The organism is Flagellimonas cixiensis (assembly GCF_042134615.1).
In the GTDB taxonomy this organism is placed as follows: domain Bacteria; phylum Bacteroidota; class Bacteroidia; order Flavobacteriales; family Flavobacteriaceae; genus Flagellimonas; species Flagellimonas cixiensis.
Window position 1 is genome coordinate 3293928 of the sequence record NZ_CP169639.1, and the last position, 16745, is coordinate 3310672.

The window sequence follows — 16745 nt, forward strand, 5'->3', positions numbered from 1 at the left end:
AAATCCTCAACAATCACTACTACAAACCATGTCGCCCCACCAAAGCCAAAACCTAAATCCTGACGCTAAATCCATGCAACAAAATCAGTCGGATGCCCACGTAGAGCACCAAAATGCTGGTGAGCACACCCAAAAACTTAATGTTGAACTTTTTGTTGGATAGATAAGAACCTATACTTCCTCCAATCACCACGGCAACGAGAAGTTGAAGCATCAATTCATGGTTTAGTTTGAAAGTGCCTGCAACATTAAGGCCGATTAAACCCGAAATGGAATTCACCAAAATAAAAACAGAAGCCAGGGAGGCCACTACTCTTGGATTTTCCCATTTTAAAAGATTCAAAACGGGAGACAGAAAGATACCCCCGCCAATTCCCGAAATTCCCGAAAGCAAACCAATACCACCACCAAGCAATGATTTTTTTGGGTTGGAAAATTTTCTCGAGTCCAGTTTTTTCTTGGCAAAGCGAAGCAGCATGAATATTCCAGCCATCACCAAGGCAGCTCCCAAGACTAAAAAAAACATGGTCTGAGACAAACGTATTTGAGCACCGAGATACGCAAATGGGATACTCATCACCAAAAAGGGCCAAAACAACTTGACATCGAACACGCGGTTACGGATAAAAACTAGGGTTCCGATGGTCACCACGCAAATATTTAAAATGAGGGCTGTGGAGCGGATTTCATAAAAATCGGTCAGGAATAGACTCAAAATGGCCAAATAACTCGACCCGCCTCCAAATCCGACCGAACTATAAAACAGCGCGATCAAAAAGAAGACAATGGGCAAGTATTCAACGGTCATTTACTTATGAGATTAGCTTACACTTGATCAAATCCCCTTCTTTCAATGCTTCCCCTTCCTCCACAAAAGCCAGAGCATTGCCCTTTGCCATGGATTGAATCATGGAAGAGCCTTGGCCATCCAAAATCTCCACTTGTCCATCAACAACAGCAGCTTTCAGAAACGATGGACGTCCAAAAGTGTTTTCGAATGCATGCATTATGGGGAATCGATAAGTGGTCAAACCAACGTTCTTGAATCCTGACAATTTTTGAAGCAACGGAAGCACATACACATAAAAGCAGGTAAGCGAGGAAGCGGGGTTTCCAGGCAAAGCAAATACAAATTGATTTTCCTTTCTTCCAAAATAAAGTGGTTTACCTGGTTTTTGAAACACCTTGTAAAACAACTCTTTAACTCCATTTTCTTCGAGGGATTGTTTTACAAAATCGTAATCCCCGACCGATATTCCTCCTGAGATAATGAGTACATCGCAAGACTCCAACACGGTTTTGATTCCCGCTTTAGTGGCCTCAAAATCATCCTTAATTTGCATTTTTTGATGATGTTGAAACCCGAATTGTTCCAGCGCGCCTGAAATCGCGTAGCTGTTCGATTCGTATATCTGTCCTTCGGTTTTGGGTTCACCCGGTTTTACCAATTCATTTCCCGTGCTGATGATATTGACTTGTGGCTTGGAAAAAACGTCCAATTGCGATAATCCCAAACTGCCCATCAAAGCCAGTGATGGTGGGTTCAAAACGTGTCCTTTTTCAAATACGGCTTGCCCTTCGGTCAACTGTCCTCCCTTTTTTCGGATGTTCTGTCCAGGATTGGGCATCTCATCAAGGAACAGCGTGCTGTCTTTTACGGAGGTTTTCTCCTGCATCATCACAGCAGTAGTGTTTTGGGGCACCTTGGCACCCGTAAAAATCCGAACCGCTTCGCCATCTTGCAACGAAATATCTTTGGAATCGCCCGCAGCCACCTTTCCTACCAATCGGTATTCCTGATACAGTCCGCACAAAGCATAACCATCCATCGCGGAATTATCAAACTCGGGCACATCAAAAGGTGCAGCCGTGCTGGTTGCCAATGCATAACCCAATGTCTCTTCTAAAGGTTTTGATTCGCTTTTTAAACTAATCTCCTGATCTTCAATAATGCGTAGTGCTTCTTCAATCGTAACCATTAGCCTCCTATTGAAATCATTGAACGGTTTTGCTCGTAGTGTTCGGCGTCCATTTTCACATCCATCCCATCACGGGAATGTTTTTTGGATTTAATGGCCTCCAAAATGGTGTTTTCAATCTTTTCCCCATTACGAAATGGCGTCAACAAATCCGTTTCTGAATTCGCAAACAGACAATTTTTCATTTTGCCATCGGCCGTTAAACGAATACGGTTGCATTCATCACAAAACGGATTGGTAATCGTGCTCACAATGCCAAAACTGCCTTTGTGACCTTTCACCCTAAAATTGGTGGAGGTACTGTGCTTTGGATTGTCAAGGGTCTCGATTTCCCCAAACTTGTCACCTACGGTCTCTAAGATTTCTTCTTTGGAAACTCCCTTGCTCCAGTCCCATTTATTGCCCTTAAACGGCATAAATTCTATGAACTTGGGTGTTATTTTTTTATCCTTGGTCAAGGCGATAAAATCGTTTATTTCCTTGTCGTTCACACCCTTGATCGGCACAATATTGAGCTTGATGTCCATATCCATATCCAAGGCCATATTCAAGTTGCGCATAATGCGCTCGTAATAATCACGCTTGGTGATGAAAATGGATTTGGCCTTGTCCAAGGTGTCCAGACTAAAATTGATTTTGCGCAGACCGATTTTATCGAACAGGTCCAGATATTTGTCCAATATGATTCCGTTGGTGGTCAATTTTAGGGTCACGCCCAGTTTGGCGAGCTCTTCGACCAAAAAACCGAAATTCTTTCGAACCAAAGGTTCGCCGCCCGTCAATCGTACCGTATTTACACCCAAATCACGAAATGTTCGCGTCATTTCAATAATTTCCTCTAAGGTCATGATACTTGGCTTTTCCATCAACTCAATGCCTTCTTCGGGCATACAGTAAAAGCAGCGCAAGTTGCATCGGTCCGTCAACGAAATGCGCAGATAGGTGTGTGGCCTACCTAAATTGTCTACTATTTGTGGTTTTTTGTCAATCATGTCTTTTTCCTTCTATCACTTTAAATGCATGCAGCACGTGTGGGAAAATCGCGTCCATGGATTCCGCCGCTCCTTTGGTGGAACCTGGCAACGCCAATATCAGTTTACCGTCCTTGATGCCCGCTATGGAACGCGAGAACATCGCCAACGGCATCCGATTTTGCCCGTAGCTTCGCATTTGTTCTTCTACTCCTTTTAGTTTGACGTCTAACAAGGGTTCCAAAGTTTGTGGGGTGACATCTCGTGGCCCCACGCCCGTACCTCCCGTAAAAATCAACAAGTCTGCGGAAGTGTTTTCCACTTTTTTGATGATTTCCTCAGCTTCATCGGGAATAATGCTTTTTTGGGATTTCACCCCAAATGCTTCCAATTTCTCGATAATTGCCTCTCCTGCCCTGTCCTCTCCTATTCCTTTGGAAATGGTATCGGAACAGACAACAACATCGGCAGTCAGTCCTTCCGAATCAATTTTGAAAGAAGATTTACCTCCTTTTTTCGATTTAAGGCGAATGGTGCCGATTTCTACATTTTTGTCAATAGGCTTGAGCATATCGTACATGGTGAGGGCCACAACACTTGCCCCGTGCATCGCCTCTACCTCTACGCCAGTTTTGTAAATGGTCTTTACCGTCATCGAAATGATGATGTCCAAATCATCAATTTCATAATCGATACCCGTGTACTCAATGGGCAAAGGATGACAATCGGGCAACAGGTCAGGGGTTTTCTTAACGCCCAACAAACCAGCAGCCTTGGCCATTTCAAACACATTCCCTTTGGGAACTTGGTTGTTTTGAATGGCATCAATCGTAGTTTTACTACTCGTTTTTACGATAGCTTCCGCGGTGGCTTCCCGCAGGGTGGTTACTTTATGTGTAATGTCTACCATTTACTTGTTTACTTTCCATTGATGGGTTTCATCCTCAAAAATCTCCTTGCCGAATACGGGCACTTTTGCTTTGATTTCCTCCACAAAAAAGTTGGTCGCCTCAATCGCAATTTTTCGGTGTGCCGACGATGTGAACACGAACAGGCACAGTTCTCCAACCTTCACTTTGCCCAAACTGTGATAGATATGGGCACAGGTAATATCGAACTTGGCAAAAGCGGCTTCGCGAATTTCGTGGAACACTTTCTCGGCCATTTCTTCATAAGCTGAATAATCGATGGCGGTAACAGTTTTGCCTTCCACTTCGTCGGCCCTGATCTGTCCCAAAAAAATACTGTGTGCACCAATATTCGTTTTGCTCTGGTGGTTGGCCACCGAGTTGGCTATTTTTTCGGGAGGAATCGCTCCTTGTACAAATACTTTTTTTGGTTTCTTCTTATCCATCAATAATTGTTTCTATACCGCCTTCCACGTTTTTCAAATTGTGAAAGCCAAATTCATTTTTAAGGATTTCTATGGCGTTCTTGCTTCGCTTTCCTGATTGACAGAACACCAATACCTCCTGATTGTTCGGTATTTCTTTGTATCGTGATGTTAAATCACTCATTGGAATGCTCAGTACTTTTTTACCCTTTGGTTTGGGCTGTTCGAACACTTCGCGTACATCGAGATACCATTGTTCCTTATTTTTCAAATCGCAATCAATATAAACGGGCGCTATCCCGTTCTTGCGAATTTTTTCCACTTCTTCGGGACGCTTGTTTATGTTGATGGTCTGCTCGCTGGCCTGCATCATATTAATCAACTTTAACTTGCCTGACAGTACCGCTCCCACCCCAAGGATGATTTTAAGAACCTCAGCTGCCTGAAGTGTTCCCAAAATGCCTGGCAACACGCCCAATACCCCTGTAGCCTCACAACTGATGTTCTGTCGCGTACTTTTTGGAAATACACAGCGATACGTAGGCCCATTCTGGTAATTGAAGACCGACAATTGCCCTTCATTTTTGTAAATGGAAGCAAAAACCCAAGGTTTATCAGCCAGTATGCAAGCATCGTTGATGAGATACTTAGTTTCAAAATTATCCGTACCATCCAAGACAACATCGTATTGTTGGATGATGTTTTTTGCATTCTCAATCGTCAACGGCTCTTCATATACCTCAAACTGTACCTCGCTGTTCTGTTTTTCCAAACGTTTCTGGGCAACAACGGCCTTTGGCCTTCCTACATCCGATTCTTGAAACAAAACCTGCCTGTGCAGGTTGGACAAATCGACTTTATCGTGGTCTATCAAACCCATCTTGCCAACTCCTGCACCCGCCAAATACATCGCGGCAGGACAGCCCAATCCTCCAACGCCAACTAGCAACACTTTGGCATTGCGAAGCTTTGCTTGACCTTTTGGGCCAACTTCCGTGAGTTTTATTTGTCTATCGTATCTGTTCATCCTCCTGCGAACGGTGGCAACAAGGCCACTTCGTCCCCATCTTTTATGGTTGTTGTATCATCCAGATTTTGGTTTACAGCGATTTGCACGGAGTCTTTGTCCGCTATGGACAAACCGTTCAAGCATTGCGCTTTTAGTTCCGAAGCGGTAAGCGCTCCATTGAGTTCCAAAATCTCTTCGGAGGTATCGGCAGCTTCGGCTACCAAACCAAAATATTTAATGGTCACTTTCATCTGTTCTTTTTTTATTTGCTTTTGAGCGGTCAGATGGAATACCCCTGAACATATCGTTTGGCACATCAGCTTTGATTAATGGGCATTTCATTTTTCCATTTGCTTTAGTTGCTGAACGTCTTCTTCGGTATCCACATCAAAACCTCCTTCTTTAAAGGTTTCTGTACAATACTTAAAATCTTCCAAGCGAGTTAGTTTTTTGGCCCCTTCGTCAGCTTCCAATTGCAGCAACAATGGAAATGCTTCCTTACCAAAAATCGCTGGCACTCCAACGTTTTCCCCATATTGGGAATAGGTCGCATTGGGGTGTTGCGTCAGTTGCGTATGTACTAGTTTAATTAGGTTAACGCGCTCAAAAAAGGGTTGGTCGGATACCAAAAACAATACATGGTCCAGTCCCTCTTCCTCTGCCATTGCAGCTTCCAGTCCAACTTTAATGCTGGATGCCATTCCTTGCTCCCATTGGGTGTTAATGACCACTTTAAAGCTGTTGGCATCAATTTTATCCATAATTTCTTCACGCTTTGCCCCCAATACCAAAATTTTGGTCTGGAAACCTAGCAAATCCACTTTGTCCAATGCATGGTCCAAAAGGGTTTTCCCTTTGAATTCCACCAGCTGCTTGGGACGCCCCAAACGAGTGGAGCCACCTGCGGCCAATACAACCACCGCTATGTTTTCTTCTACACTCAAAGGGTTATTTTTTGAAATTGATTCTGTTTTGTATCATGGATCGGCTCTGTTTTCTGCTTTAAAGGTCGTGCTCCTTTGTTGGTGAGCACACTTTGGATTTCCGCCAAAATGGACAATCCGATTTCGGCAGGTGTCTCCGCGCCTATTTCCAATCCTACGGGCGCATGAATCTTTGCCAAATCCTCTTTGGAGACTTCAAGGCCTTCATCCGCCAACTCGTTGAGCATACGCTCATATTTTTTCAATGGGCCCAAAATGCCTATGTAAGGTGTCTCTGGATTTCCTAGCAACAATTTGAGCACCGATAGGTCATAATTGTAATTATGGCTCATCAAAACAAAACAAGTTCGATTGTCTATGTTGATGTTTTTCAGCGTTTCTTCGGGTTTGGTCACGATGACTTGGCACGACCCCACAAAACGTTCTTTGTTGGCATGTGTGGGACGTCCGTCGGTGACGGTTACCTTCCAACCCAACAAATCAGCTTGTTGGGCCAAGACTTGGGCATCGTTCCCTGCTCCTACCAAAACCAATTTTACTGGGGGTTGATGTATTTGAATGAATACAAAATGTGTGTTCTCTTCAGCTGTGAGCTCTGCAAAATAGGAAGCATTTTCGTTAATGACCTCTTTGCTTTTAAAAAGCAAGGCTTGTTGCAAATCTTTCGAAATCTGCTGCCCTAAAACCGCTTCGTTTTCATCCGAAACCAAAACAGTTCCTTGTTGATGCTGGGTTTTATCCAAATCAAAAACAACGGAAATGGCCATTGGAACTTCTTGTTCGGTTATGGTTTTTAAAAGTTCGCAGGGGTTGTTCCCTTCGGTATAATTTATGGGTTCAAACAACACCTGAATGATTCCGTTGCAACCCAACTGCGCTCCGATTACCGCATCTTCCTCATCACTCGTATCGTAAGTGACCAGTTTATTTTCTTTTCTATCCAACGCAAAAAGTGCTTTTCTAAGCGCATCACCCTCTAAGCAACCTCCGCTTATGGCCCCTGTAATATGTCCGTATTCGTCCACCAACATTCGTGCACCGGCTCTCCGATACGATGAGCCTTCAACATGAACCACGGTGGCCAAAATACAGCGTACATCCTTTGATTTTAGCTCTTGGTATTTTGATATGATGACATCCAACTCCCTCATGCAATACTAGTTTTTAGTTGGTTGACTGCTTTTTTAATTTCAAATACCGCTTTTTCAATATCTTCCGTAGAGGTGTTTCGCCCTGTACTGATCCGCAGACTGGTCAAGGCAACTTCATCATCAACTCCCATCGCTTTTAATACATGCGATGGATTCACTTGATTCGCGGTACAGGCGGAACCCCGAGAAACGGCCAAGGTGTTCAAATAACGAAGCAGCTTGGTGCCATCCACTCCTTTGAAGGATACATTTGTTGTATTCGGCAACCGTTCTTCATCTTGGCAATTGATGGTTGCCTCATCTATAGTCATCAGCCCCTCCTCCAATTGATTTTGAAGGGCTACCAATTTTTGTCGATTTTCTTCCAAGCTGTTTTGGGCAATGCTGCAGGCTTCGCCAAAACCAACAATGCCAGGAACGTTCAAAGTACCTGGTCGGACTCCTTTTTCGTGGCTTCCACCAAAAAGGTGTTTGTTGATGGAGGTGTTATTGTTTTTATTTAAGTACAGTGCGCCAACACCTTTGGGTCCATAAAGTTTGTGTGAAGAAAAAATAGCTATATCGATTCCCAAATCCTGTACATCTACTGGAATTTTGCCCACGGCCTGTGTAATGTCCGACATCACGGGTACATTTTTGGAATGTGCTGTTTCGGTTATTCTTTTTATCGGATGAATCAAGCCCGTTTCGTTGTTGGCGAGCATCATGCAAATCAAGATTGTGGACGGTTTTATGGCCGATTCCAATGCATTCAAATCAATATTTCCCTGCCCGTCCACATCCAAATAAGTGACTTCAAAACCATCTGACTCCAACGCTTCCAGTGAATCGAGAACTGCTTTGTGCTCCGTTTTGCAAGAAATGATATGGTTGCCCTTGCTCCAGTTCTTTTTGCAAAATCCAAACAAGGCCAAATTGGCGGCTTCCGTAGCACCCGAGGTGAAAGTGAGTTCCGTTGGTCTACAACTCACAAGCTTTGCTACCTGTTCTCGCGCTGTTTCCACAGCGTCCTCGGCATACCACCCGAAAGAATGATCACTGCTGGCATTGCCAAAATGCTCGGTAAAATACGGCAGCATCGCCTCCACCACCCTTGGGTCCACAGGTGTGGTTGCATTATAATCCAAGTATATTTTTCTAGTTGCCGACAAAATGGAATCGTTATGTTTACGTGTGCATAACGCAATTTAATAAGAATGAATCAGTATTCAACTATGTTTTTCAAACCATTTAAGAAATAAAATCGAATATTATTTTTGTTGGATAAGCTATTAATCGTAATATTGCAATGAATAAATTAAACTGATGGGTCTAACCAAAACAGAAATATTTACCGATAAGCAAAACCAGATTGCACAGTATGCGAAGGTTCTGGGCCACCCTGCACGCGTTGCAATTTTACAGTATTTGTACAAATTGAATGCCTGTGTTTGTGGTGACTTGGTGGATGAAATCGGTTTGGCTCAACCTACCATTTCCCAGCACTTAAAGGAATTAAAACATTTGGGTCTGATTAAGGGAAATGTTGAAGGTACCAGTGTTTGCTATTGTATTGATGCTGACAACTGGAAGAAAATGAAGACCGTTATGTCCGAGTTTTTGGACCAAGACCTCAATCAAAAAGATTGCTGCTAAAAAAATTTGAACACATTAATCGTAATATTACAATAAATAGAGATAGTTATGAAGTTAGACGAAGTTAAATCAGCATTGGCCCAATTGGACACCATTGCGTTTCAATTGCCCAACGGGGAGTTGGTCCCCAATCATTTTCATGTGACCGAAGTGGGTAAAATCACTAAACATTTTATTGATTGCGGCGGTACCGTTCGCCATGAAGAAGTGGTCAACTTTCAGCTTTGGAACGCCAATGATTATGACCACAGACTTCATCCCGAAAAATTGGTGCACATTATTGAACTGTCCCAAAAAAAATTGAATATCGGCAATTTGGAGGTTGAAGTGGAGTATCAGGGACAGACCATTGAAAAATTTGCCCTCGATTTTGATGGCGCCAACTTTTTGCTCACCACCAAGCAAACGGATTGTTTGGCCAAAGATAAATGTGGAGTCCCTGCGGAAAAACCAAAAGTAAAACTTTCCGAACTGCAAAGCTCAGCATGTTGCACGCCTGGTAGTGGCTGCTGTTAACCCAAATGAAATTCTTATGTCACATTATTCAGTGTTGAACGGGTTCATTTCAAATCTGGATGCGCAATCCATCACAACGGAGAGAAAGCAAACTTTATCCCCTCTTGTGGAGTATATTCAGGAAAAGAGGGCTAAAAAAGAGCCGATTCGCCTCAACTTTATCTGTACACACAACTCTCGACGGAGCCATTTATCCCAAATTTGGGCGCAGACCATGGCGCATCAACTTGGGGTCGCGAACGTGAGCTGCTATTCTGGCGGAACGGAGGCCACCGCCCTATTTCCCATGGTAGCTTCAACTTTGGCGAACACTGGCTTTGAAGTGCGAATGCTTTCCGAAGGAAAAAACCCTGTGTACGGCATCAAGTTTTCGGAAAATGAACACCCTGTTATCTGTTTTTCCAAACGGATGGATGATGATTTTAACCCAAAATCAGACTTTGCAGCCATCATGACCTGCTCACAAGCCGATGAAGGTTGCCCCTTCGTGCCTGGAGCCGAGAAACGCATTCCGATCACGTATGAAGATCCAAAAGCGTTTGACAACACCCCTCAACAGGCAGAAAAATACAGCGAGCGAAGCAAGCAGATTGCCACCGAAATGTTCTATGTGTTTTCCCAAATTCAGAAGTAATGGCAAACAAGAAACTCAGTTTTTTAGATAGAAATCTTACTCTTTGGATTTTTGTGGCCATGGCCGTGGGGGTCGGAATTGGTTACTTTTTTCCAAGTTTTCCCGATTTCGTCAATTCGTTCAGTAGCGGGACCACCAACATCCCTATTGCCATCGGGTTGATTTTGATGATGTATCCTCCCTTGGCAAAGGTCAAGTATTCCTTGCTTCCAAAAGTGTTCAAAAACACCAAGATCCTGTCCATTTCCCTTGTATTGAATTGGTTTGTGGGCCCAATTTTAATGTTTTTCCTTGCCATCATCTTTCTAAGAGACTACCCTGAATACATGGTAGGACTTATTTTGATTGGATTGGCGCGCTGTATTGCCATGGTGCTTGTTTGGAACGATTTGGCCGAAGGCAGCAGTGAATACGGCGCTGGTTTAGTGGCCTTGAACAGTATTTTCCAAGTTTTTGCCTATAGTTTTTATGCGTGGTTGTTCATCACCTTATTGCCTCCCTATTTTGGTTTTGAAGGAGCCATTGTGGACATTTCCATCGCGACCATCGCCGAGAGCGTGGCCATTTATCTTGGCATCCCTTTTTTGATGGGAATTTTGAGTCGTCAATTCCTGGTGAAACTAAAAGGCGAAGCTTGGTACACTGAAAAGTTTATTCCCGCTATTTCTCCCATGACCTTGATTGCCCTTTTATTTACCATCGTGATCATGTTTTCCTTAAAAGGTGAATTGATTGTGCAAATACCCATGGATGTATTGATCATTGCAGTTCCCTTATTGATTTATTTCGCCTTGATGTTCATTATCGGCTTTTTCACCACAAAAGCGATGGGCGCCGAGTACGACAAAACCGCTTCTGTGGCCTTCACTGCGGCAGGAAACAATTTTGAGTTGGCCATTGCGGTTGCCATTGCCGTTTTCGGATTGAACTCAGGCCAAGCCTTTGCAGGGGTTATCGGTCCTTTGGTGGAAGTGCCAGCATTAATTTTATTGGTCAAAGTTTCATTCTGGCTTAGAAAAAAATATTTCAACCCTAAAAAAGTAGAAGTAAATGGGTAAAACTTCATTTTAAAAAATCGAAGAGTTTAGTAACTTCATCCGCGCAAAATTTTAAACAAACTAAAATTATCATGGTTAAAGGAATTACTATTCTTGGGCTTTTAGCACTGTTACTGTCCTGCAAATCTGATAAGGACGCTTCTAAACATGAATTGGGATTGGTCTATAATGTACTTCGAGATCTTGATATTGAGAATTACGAAGTGTATTCGATGAATCTGGATGGGACTGAGCAGAAAAACATCACAGACCTCTATAATGTTGAGTGGAGTTATTATACCTACGAAAACACATTGTATTTTGTTTCGGACAGGGATGCTTGCAAGCGTTGTTTTTACCTTTATAAAAGTGATTTTAATGGCCAAAATGTTCAAAAAGTATCGGATTTGCGATTGGCCGATAGTTGGATGAGCAGCAGGAATGACGGTAAGGAACTTATTGTTAAACCCAAACTGTTCAACGAATCCACCTTTTATGTTTTGGACAGTAATGGAAATATCATTCACAGATTGGATACCGGACTTCCATTTGCGGCCGACCCTTTATTTGTGAACGATGGCGAACAAGTAGTTTTTAGAGGCGGAAAAACCTTAAGTAAAAATGCAGATGGCTTTAATGAAGAACTTTATATTATCGACATAGATGGTGAAAACCTAAAGCAGCTTACCCAATATCCCGAAGAGGAAACCGAAGCATCAAGATATGGGTACCGTGCTGGCGCCCCACGATTGCACCCTACCGAAAACTATGTCACCTACCAAAGCATCAGGAATGGAAAATACAGCTTGTATGCTGTTAGTTTGGATGGGAGCAAGCATTGGAAATTGACCAATAATACCCAAAACGAAGGCTGGCACGATTGGAGTCCCGATGGCAAATGGTTGGCCATTGAGTTGTTCGACAATGACCAGACTCAATTCCATATCGGATTAATGAATTGGGAAACCAAAGAATTGAAGGTTTTAACCGATGATACCTTCGTGTACCAACAAGCTCCCAATTTCATTTACAAAAATTAGAAATGTAAGTTTAAACCTACATTTTAATCCACAAAAGTGCATTTCATCGATAAAATTGATATTTTCATGGATAAACGTAGGGTTTTTTGAATCTTGGGTGTTCAATAAACATAAAATCAAAGCAGGGATACCTATGCCCTGTTTTATCTAAAACCCCATACAATGAGAACAAAGATTTTTTATGGAATTTTAATGGCCTTTGGCGTAGTATTTACGAGTTGCTCCGATGATAAAGGAAGTGGAAGCTCTGAAGGAATGGGAACCCTATCGGTTAGAATGACCGACAAGCCCTACCCTTACGACCTTATGGCAGAAGCCAATGTTACCGTTTTTAAAATTGAAGCACGCCAGGTGCAGGACGAAAATGCTGATGATAGCAGTTCTCCTTATATTACCCTAATGGAAGAGGACATTGAAATGAACCTTTTGGAATTGACCAATGGAGTTACCGAACAATTGGCCAATGTTGAAGTTCCTGCTGGAACCTACGACCTAATCCGAGTATATGTAAAAGGTGTGAATGTTGTCTTGACCGACGAAACTACCTTCGACCTAAAAGTGCCTAGTGGAAGCTCAAGTGGCATCAAGGTTTTTGTTGAGCCAGGTATTACAGTTACCAGCGGCCTATCCACTGATTTGCTGTTGGATTTTGATGTAAGCAGCTCTTTTGTTGCCAAAGGGACTTTTGACAGCCCTGCCGGTATCAGCGGTTTCAACTTTAAACCCGTAATCAAAGCGACCAACGAGTCCACGGCAGGAACTTTGGCCGGAAATGTATCTACTTTAGTTGAGGAGGTTTCCACGCCATTGGAAGGTACTTTGATTTCAGTTTTTGCTGCTGACACATTGAACACCACTTCTTTTACCGATGTTGATGGCAACTATGCCATTATGGGACTAGAAGCCGGAATGTATGAAGTGTTGGCCGAAATCGATGGTTATATTTCAAGTGACACCTTGGATGTTCAGATAGATGTTGCCAACATCACTACTCAAGATTTTGTATTGGAAGCTGAGCCTGTAGAGGAAGAAACAACGACTGAAACGGGCAATTAAGCCATTCGTATTCATTAAATTATATGAAAAAGCAGGGCAAATGCCCTGCTTTTTTTATTTCATTACAAAAAAACATTAATTAAAATACGCTTCAACAAATTGGGCCAGCTCTTCACCATGAAGGTTTTTGGCCAATACTTTTCCATTTTTATCTAAAATAAAATTAGCGGGAATAGTGCGAATTCTCAGTGCATCCAAAAATGGGTTTTGATCACCAGTTAAATGCGAGGCATGCAACCATCGATGGGCACCATCTCGCTCGATGGCTTTTTGCCAAGCCTTTTCACTGCTTTCCAATCCATAGGCCATAATCTGAAAGCCTTTATTGTGAAATGCTTCCCATAATGGCACCAATACGTTTCTGTTTTCCACTCGACACGGAGCGCACCAAGAAGCCCAAGCATCCAACAACACCAATTGATTTTTGTTCAACAAATCTTTCATCGGCAATTGCCCACCATTTTGCATGGGGAAAATTAAATCAGGTACTTTATCCCCTATGAGAATGGGAAGTTTGTTTTTATCGGCCAAGGCAGTTAATTCTTCCACCCACTCATCATTAGAATTGGTAGTGTTCCATTTTTCCGATAATTGAGAAATGAATTCAGGGGTGCGTTCATAATCGCCTGCAATATTTACCCATCTAGCTGCAAAGAAGGAAATCAACAATTCGTCATTATGGTTAGCAAATTCCATAATTTTTGATTGATAGTTATGAAACGCTTTTTCCCGCTTCAATAAATTTTCATCGCCAGAAATAGTCTTCAATTCATTTTGTAAACGAGCATAGGCGCCCAAACGAAGGTCCCGAAGCTGCATTAGGTCTTTGTTCCATTTCGTAGGGTTTTCCAAAGCATAACTCCCTTGGAATTTGGATGCATCGGCATTCAGAACAATCGCTTTGCCCGGTTCATAAATCAAAGGAGCGTAGTTGTCCGATTCAGGGTTTTCATTCCATAATTTATTGGGATATTTTTCTCCCTGTTTTTGAATGGCCAACTCAAGCAAAGTGGGTTCATCAAATGGTAAGGTATTTTTAAATTGAAAATTACCATTACGATCTATTTCAGCAGAGTCTAACACTTGGGCTACAAAACTTTGCCCAATCTCGGAAAGTTTAAGAGGTTTCATCAAATACAGCATCGGCTTCCATTCACCCTCTTCATCCAATTGCACATTTCCCGATAACCAGGGTGCTTCATGACAAGACTGAAACATCATCAAAAACAATAGGCATCCTCTTAAAAGTATCTTCATGTTCACAAAATTACTCATAAAGGCCATGATAGGATACCTCCAAAATCAAAACAATTTATATCGCTCCGTTATTTGATTTTAAAAAATACGACCAAAACCAAAATAACCTAACACATTCACTATGAAGGCAAAATCAATTTTCAATTTAATATTAAGGTTAATCCCATCGATTATATTATTGCAGACTCTCTTTTATAAGTTTTCTGCCGCCCCAGAATCCGTATACATTTTTGAAACACTTGGCTTGGAACCCGTTGGAAGAATAGCCTTAGGTATTGTGGAATTGATGGTTGCCATTTTAATACTAGTACCCAAAACTACGTGGTTGGGCTCCCTATTGGGTATCGGTATTATGGGAGGTGCCATTGCATCGCATCTTTTTAAATTGGGTATTGTGGTTCAAAATGATGGGGGTACCTTATTCATACTCGCTATCATAACCTTAATATGTTGTATAGCGTTGGCGTGGCTAAATCATAATAAAATACCTATTTAAAAACAATCCATCCTCCTTAGTGCTTCAATTGGGTGACTTGTTTTTTTGTTGCCAAACCACAATTAAACAATAGTCACAACAATCGCTACTATTTTCAGTTTAAATGCACAAAAAGAGCGTTTAACGGTGTTTTTAATGATATCCATGTGTTAATTGTCGAAAAAATATTCGATGAAATGCACTTTTTACTCGTTAAAATCAAAAACCTATGAAAAATTCATAAGTAATCTGGTTAAAACTTTTTGATCTTTGACATGTATTAACCCCCAAATCTATACATCATGAAAAGTTCAATTGTTTACAGCTTACTTTTTTCAGGAATGCTAATGGCCTCTCAAAATGTTTTGGGGCAAATGGCGAAAGAAATGATAGACCCCGCCATAGAGGGCAACATTTCCACTACAGAAGGTTATGTGCCATCCATGTCGGTTACCAAAGACGGAAAAACAGCTTATTTTAGTAAAGCTTCATTACAGAAACCTTTAACAGGGGTGTTCTCCAAAAAAGAAATGATCCACGAAATCTACCGTGCGGAAAACATCAACGGAGAATGGAAAAACATTACCAAGTTGGACGTTTGTCCAAAACACTACTCCGCCAAACACCCTACTATTTCTGGCGATGGAACTAGATTGTTCTTTGCCTCCAACATGAAAGGAAGTTATGGAAAATACGATATTTATGTAGCAGATATCAACGCTGACGGTTCATTGGGCGTATCCAAAAACTTGGGTCCAAAAGTGAATACCAAAGAAGATGAACTTTACCCAAGCATTTATAATGAAACCTTGTTGTTCTTTGCTTCTGAAGGAAGAGATGGTTTCGGCGGATTGGACCTTTACGCCACGCAAGTGGTTAAAAACACCCTTACTACTTCTGTAAATTTGGGAGACCACATCAACAGCAGCAGCAATGAGTACGCTATTCAGTTGAGTCCAGAAAAAAAGCTGGGATTCGTGGTAAGCAACAGAGGTTTTAACAATACCATATCACAATATACTGTGGCCTACGGACGTTCAAAGAAACAGGACGATTACAACAATATTGCCAAAAGAGATGCTGAGTTGGATTACGAAATTGCAGATACCTCTTTTGAGGAGCAACAGTAAAAACGGACTATAATCGGTCGAACTACCTGAATTGTCATCAATTTGTTTCATAGCCGAATTTTCGAAACACTAATGACCATGATAAGAAAGACAGGGGGAACTGACAGTCTATCATAGAAAACGGGTTGTATTATTTCAATCTGACCGATTTACCAAGAATAGGATGCTGATGGGACGGCATCCTATTTTTTTTATTTAATAATTTGAAAAACAATTATTTACACCTCCAAATCTCCTACACCTCCACTTTCTTTAGATTTTCTCGACCGTGCATTTGAACGAAAATCACTACAAAAACTTCATTCGGTTGTGAAAAAATTCTAATTTGATTCTTGAAATAATACAAACCCAAATCTATTAGTTATGAAACAAACCTACATTTCCCAGAAAAAAAGCGTCCCGATTCCCAGTTAGACGCATCCTTACATCCGAGGAGACACACCTCAACTAAACAACAATTTTGTTCTTAATCCCATATTGGGGTTACACCTAGCTTGAAACTATTTAAGTTGGAATTCGACACCTATGGTTTTGCCCCATCAAAATCCGTTGAATTTCATTAAAAAAAATCGGTTTCC

General features: G+C 41.8%; 19 protein-coding genes. 8 read left to right on the forward strand and 11 right to left on the reverse strand.

Annotation, left to right across the window (positions count from 1 at the left end):
- Positions 1-52 precede the first annotated feature (52 nt).
- The 10 genes from ABT310_RS14615 to ABT310_RS14660 form a co-directional block, all read right to left on the reverse strand.
- The gene (locus tag ABT310_RS14615; protein ID WP_375324630.1) at positions 53-808 is read right to left on the reverse strand and encodes a sulfite exporter TauE/SafE family protein; all 756 of its coding nucleotides are present in this window, start codon (positions 806-808) and stop codon (positions 53-55) included.
- Positions 809-812: 4 nt separating this feature from the next.
- Positions 813-1979, reverse strand: coding sequence for a gephyrin-like molybdotransferase Glp (gene glp / locus ABT310_RS14620; RefSeq protein WP_375324631.1), 1167 nt, complete (start codon positions 1977-1979; stop codon positions 813-815).
- Complete coding sequence (gene moaA, locus ABT310_RS14625; protein WP_375324632.1) at positions 1979-2971, reverse strand: GTP 3',8-cyclase MoaA; 993 nt, start codon at positions 2969-2971, stop codon at positions 1979-1981. Before moaA ends, glp begins: the two co-directional genes overlap by 1 nt.
- Positions 2964-3860 carry a bifunctional molybdenum cofactor biosynthesis protein MoaC/MoaB gene (gene moaCB, locus ABT310_RS14630; RefSeq protein WP_375324633.1) on the reverse strand — a complete coding sequence of 299 codons (897 nt, stop codon included), beginning with the start codon at positions 3858-3860 and terminating at the stop codon, positions 2964-2966. The genes moaA and moaCB overlap by 8 nt, the downstream gene beginning before the upstream one ends.
- On the reverse strand, positions 3861-4304 hold the full coding sequence (locus tag ABT310_RS14635) for a molybdenum cofactor biosynthesis protein MoaE (protein ID WP_375324634.1): 444 nt from the start codon (positions 4302-4304) through the stop codon (positions 3861-3863). It lies immediately after the preceding gene.
- Positions 4297-5310 (reverse strand): ThiF family adenylyltransferase, encoded by a 1014-nt coding sequence (locus tag ABT310_RS14640; protein ID WP_375324635.1) that lies wholly within the window; start codon positions 5308-5310, stop codon positions 4297-4299. The genes ABT310_RS14635 and ABT310_RS14640 overlap by 8 nt, the downstream gene beginning before the upstream one ends.
- A complete protein-coding gene (locus ABT310_RS14645; RefSeq protein ID WP_375324636.1) occupies positions 5307-5543 on the reverse strand; it encodes a MoaD/ThiS family protein in 237 nt (78 codons plus the stop codon). Before ABT310_RS14645 ends, ABT310_RS14640 begins: the two co-directional genes overlap by 4 nt.
- An 87-nt stretch (positions 5544-5630) precedes the next feature.
- Positions 5631-6236 carry an NTP transferase domain-containing protein gene (locus tag ABT310_RS14650; protein ID WP_375324637.1) on the reverse strand — a complete coding sequence of 202 codons (606 nt, stop codon included), beginning with the start codon at positions 6234-6236 and terminating at the stop codon, positions 5631-5633.
- Positions 6233-7387, reverse strand: a complete 1155-nt coding sequence (locus ABT310_RS14655; RefSeq protein WP_375324638.1) for an XdhC family protein — start codon at positions 7385-7387, stop codon at positions 6233-6235. Before ABT310_RS14655 ends, ABT310_RS14650 begins: the two co-directional genes overlap by 4 nt.
- A complete protein-coding gene (locus ABT310_RS14660) occupies positions 7384-8538 on the reverse strand; it encodes a cysteine desulfurase family protein (protein ID WP_375324639.1) in 1155 nt (384 codons plus the stop codon). Before ABT310_RS14660 ends, ABT310_RS14655 begins: the two co-directional genes overlap by 4 nt.
- Positions 8539-8692: 154 nt before the next feature.
- Between ABT310_RS14660 and ABT310_RS14665 the strand changes: the two genes are divergently transcribed.
- From ABT310_RS14665 to ABT310_RS14690, 6 genes are all read left to right on the forward strand, one after another.
- Positions 8693-9022 (forward strand): metalloregulator ArsR/SmtB family transcription factor, encoded by a 330-nt coding sequence (locus tag ABT310_RS14665; RefSeq protein WP_288977416.1) that lies wholly within the window; start codon positions 8693-8695, stop codon positions 9020-9022.
- Positions 9023-9070: 48 nt separating this feature from the next.
- Positions 9071-9538 (forward strand): DUF6428 family protein, encoded by a 468-nt coding sequence (locus ABT310_RS14670; RefSeq protein WP_375324640.1) that lies wholly within the window; start codon positions 9071-9073, stop codon positions 9536-9538.
- Between the two features lie 16 nt (positions 9539-9554).
- Positions 9555-10172 carry a low molecular weight phosphatase family protein gene (locus tag ABT310_RS14675; RefSeq protein WP_375324641.1) on the forward strand — a complete coding sequence of 206 codons (618 nt, stop codon included), beginning with the start codon at positions 9555-9557 and terminating at the stop codon, positions 10170-10172.
- Positions 10172-11230 (forward strand): ACR3 family arsenite efflux transporter, encoded by a 1059-nt coding sequence (gene arsB / locus ABT310_RS14680; protein WP_375324642.1) that lies wholly within the window; start codon positions 10172-10174, stop codon positions 11228-11230. Before ABT310_RS14675 ends, arsB begins: the two co-directional genes overlap by 1 nt.
- A gap of 71 nt (positions 11231-11301) precedes the next feature.
- A complete protein-coding gene (locus ABT310_RS14685; protein WP_375324643.1) occupies positions 11302-12249 on the forward strand; it encodes a hypothetical protein in 948 nt (315 codons plus the stop codon).
- Between the two features lie 162 nt (positions 12250-12411).
- Positions 12412-13305 (forward strand): DUF4382 domain-containing protein, encoded by an 894-nt coding sequence (locus ABT310_RS14690; protein ID WP_375324644.1) that lies wholly within the window; start codon positions 12412-12414, stop codon positions 13303-13305.
- 75 nt (positions 13306-13380) lie between these two features.
- On the opposite strand, the gene ABT310_RS14695 is transcribed toward ABT310_RS14690, so the two are convergent.
- The gene (locus ABT310_RS14695) at positions 13381-14562 is read right to left on the reverse strand and encodes a TlpA family protein disulfide reductase (RefSeq protein ID WP_375324645.1); all 1182 of its coding nucleotides are present in this window, start codon (positions 14560-14562) and stop codon (positions 13381-13383) included.
- A gap of 121 nt (positions 14563-14683) precedes the next feature.
- Here ABT310_RS14695 and ABT310_RS14700 point away from each other — a divergent pair, with 121 nt between their 5' ends.
- Together ABT310_RS14700 and ABT310_RS14705 are read left to right on the forward strand one after the other, a co-directional pair.
- Positions 14684-15058, forward strand: coding sequence for a DoxX family membrane protein (locus tag ABT310_RS14700; protein ID WP_375324646.1), 375 nt, complete (start codon positions 14684-14686; stop codon positions 15056-15058).
- A gap of 281 nt (positions 15059-15339) precedes the next feature.
- Positions 15340-16167 carry a hypothetical protein gene (locus ABT310_RS14705; RefSeq protein ID WP_375324647.1) on the forward strand — a complete coding sequence of 276 codons (828 nt, stop codon included), beginning with the start codon at positions 15340-15342 and terminating at the stop codon, positions 16165-16167.
- Positions 16168-16745 lie beyond the last annotated feature (578 nt).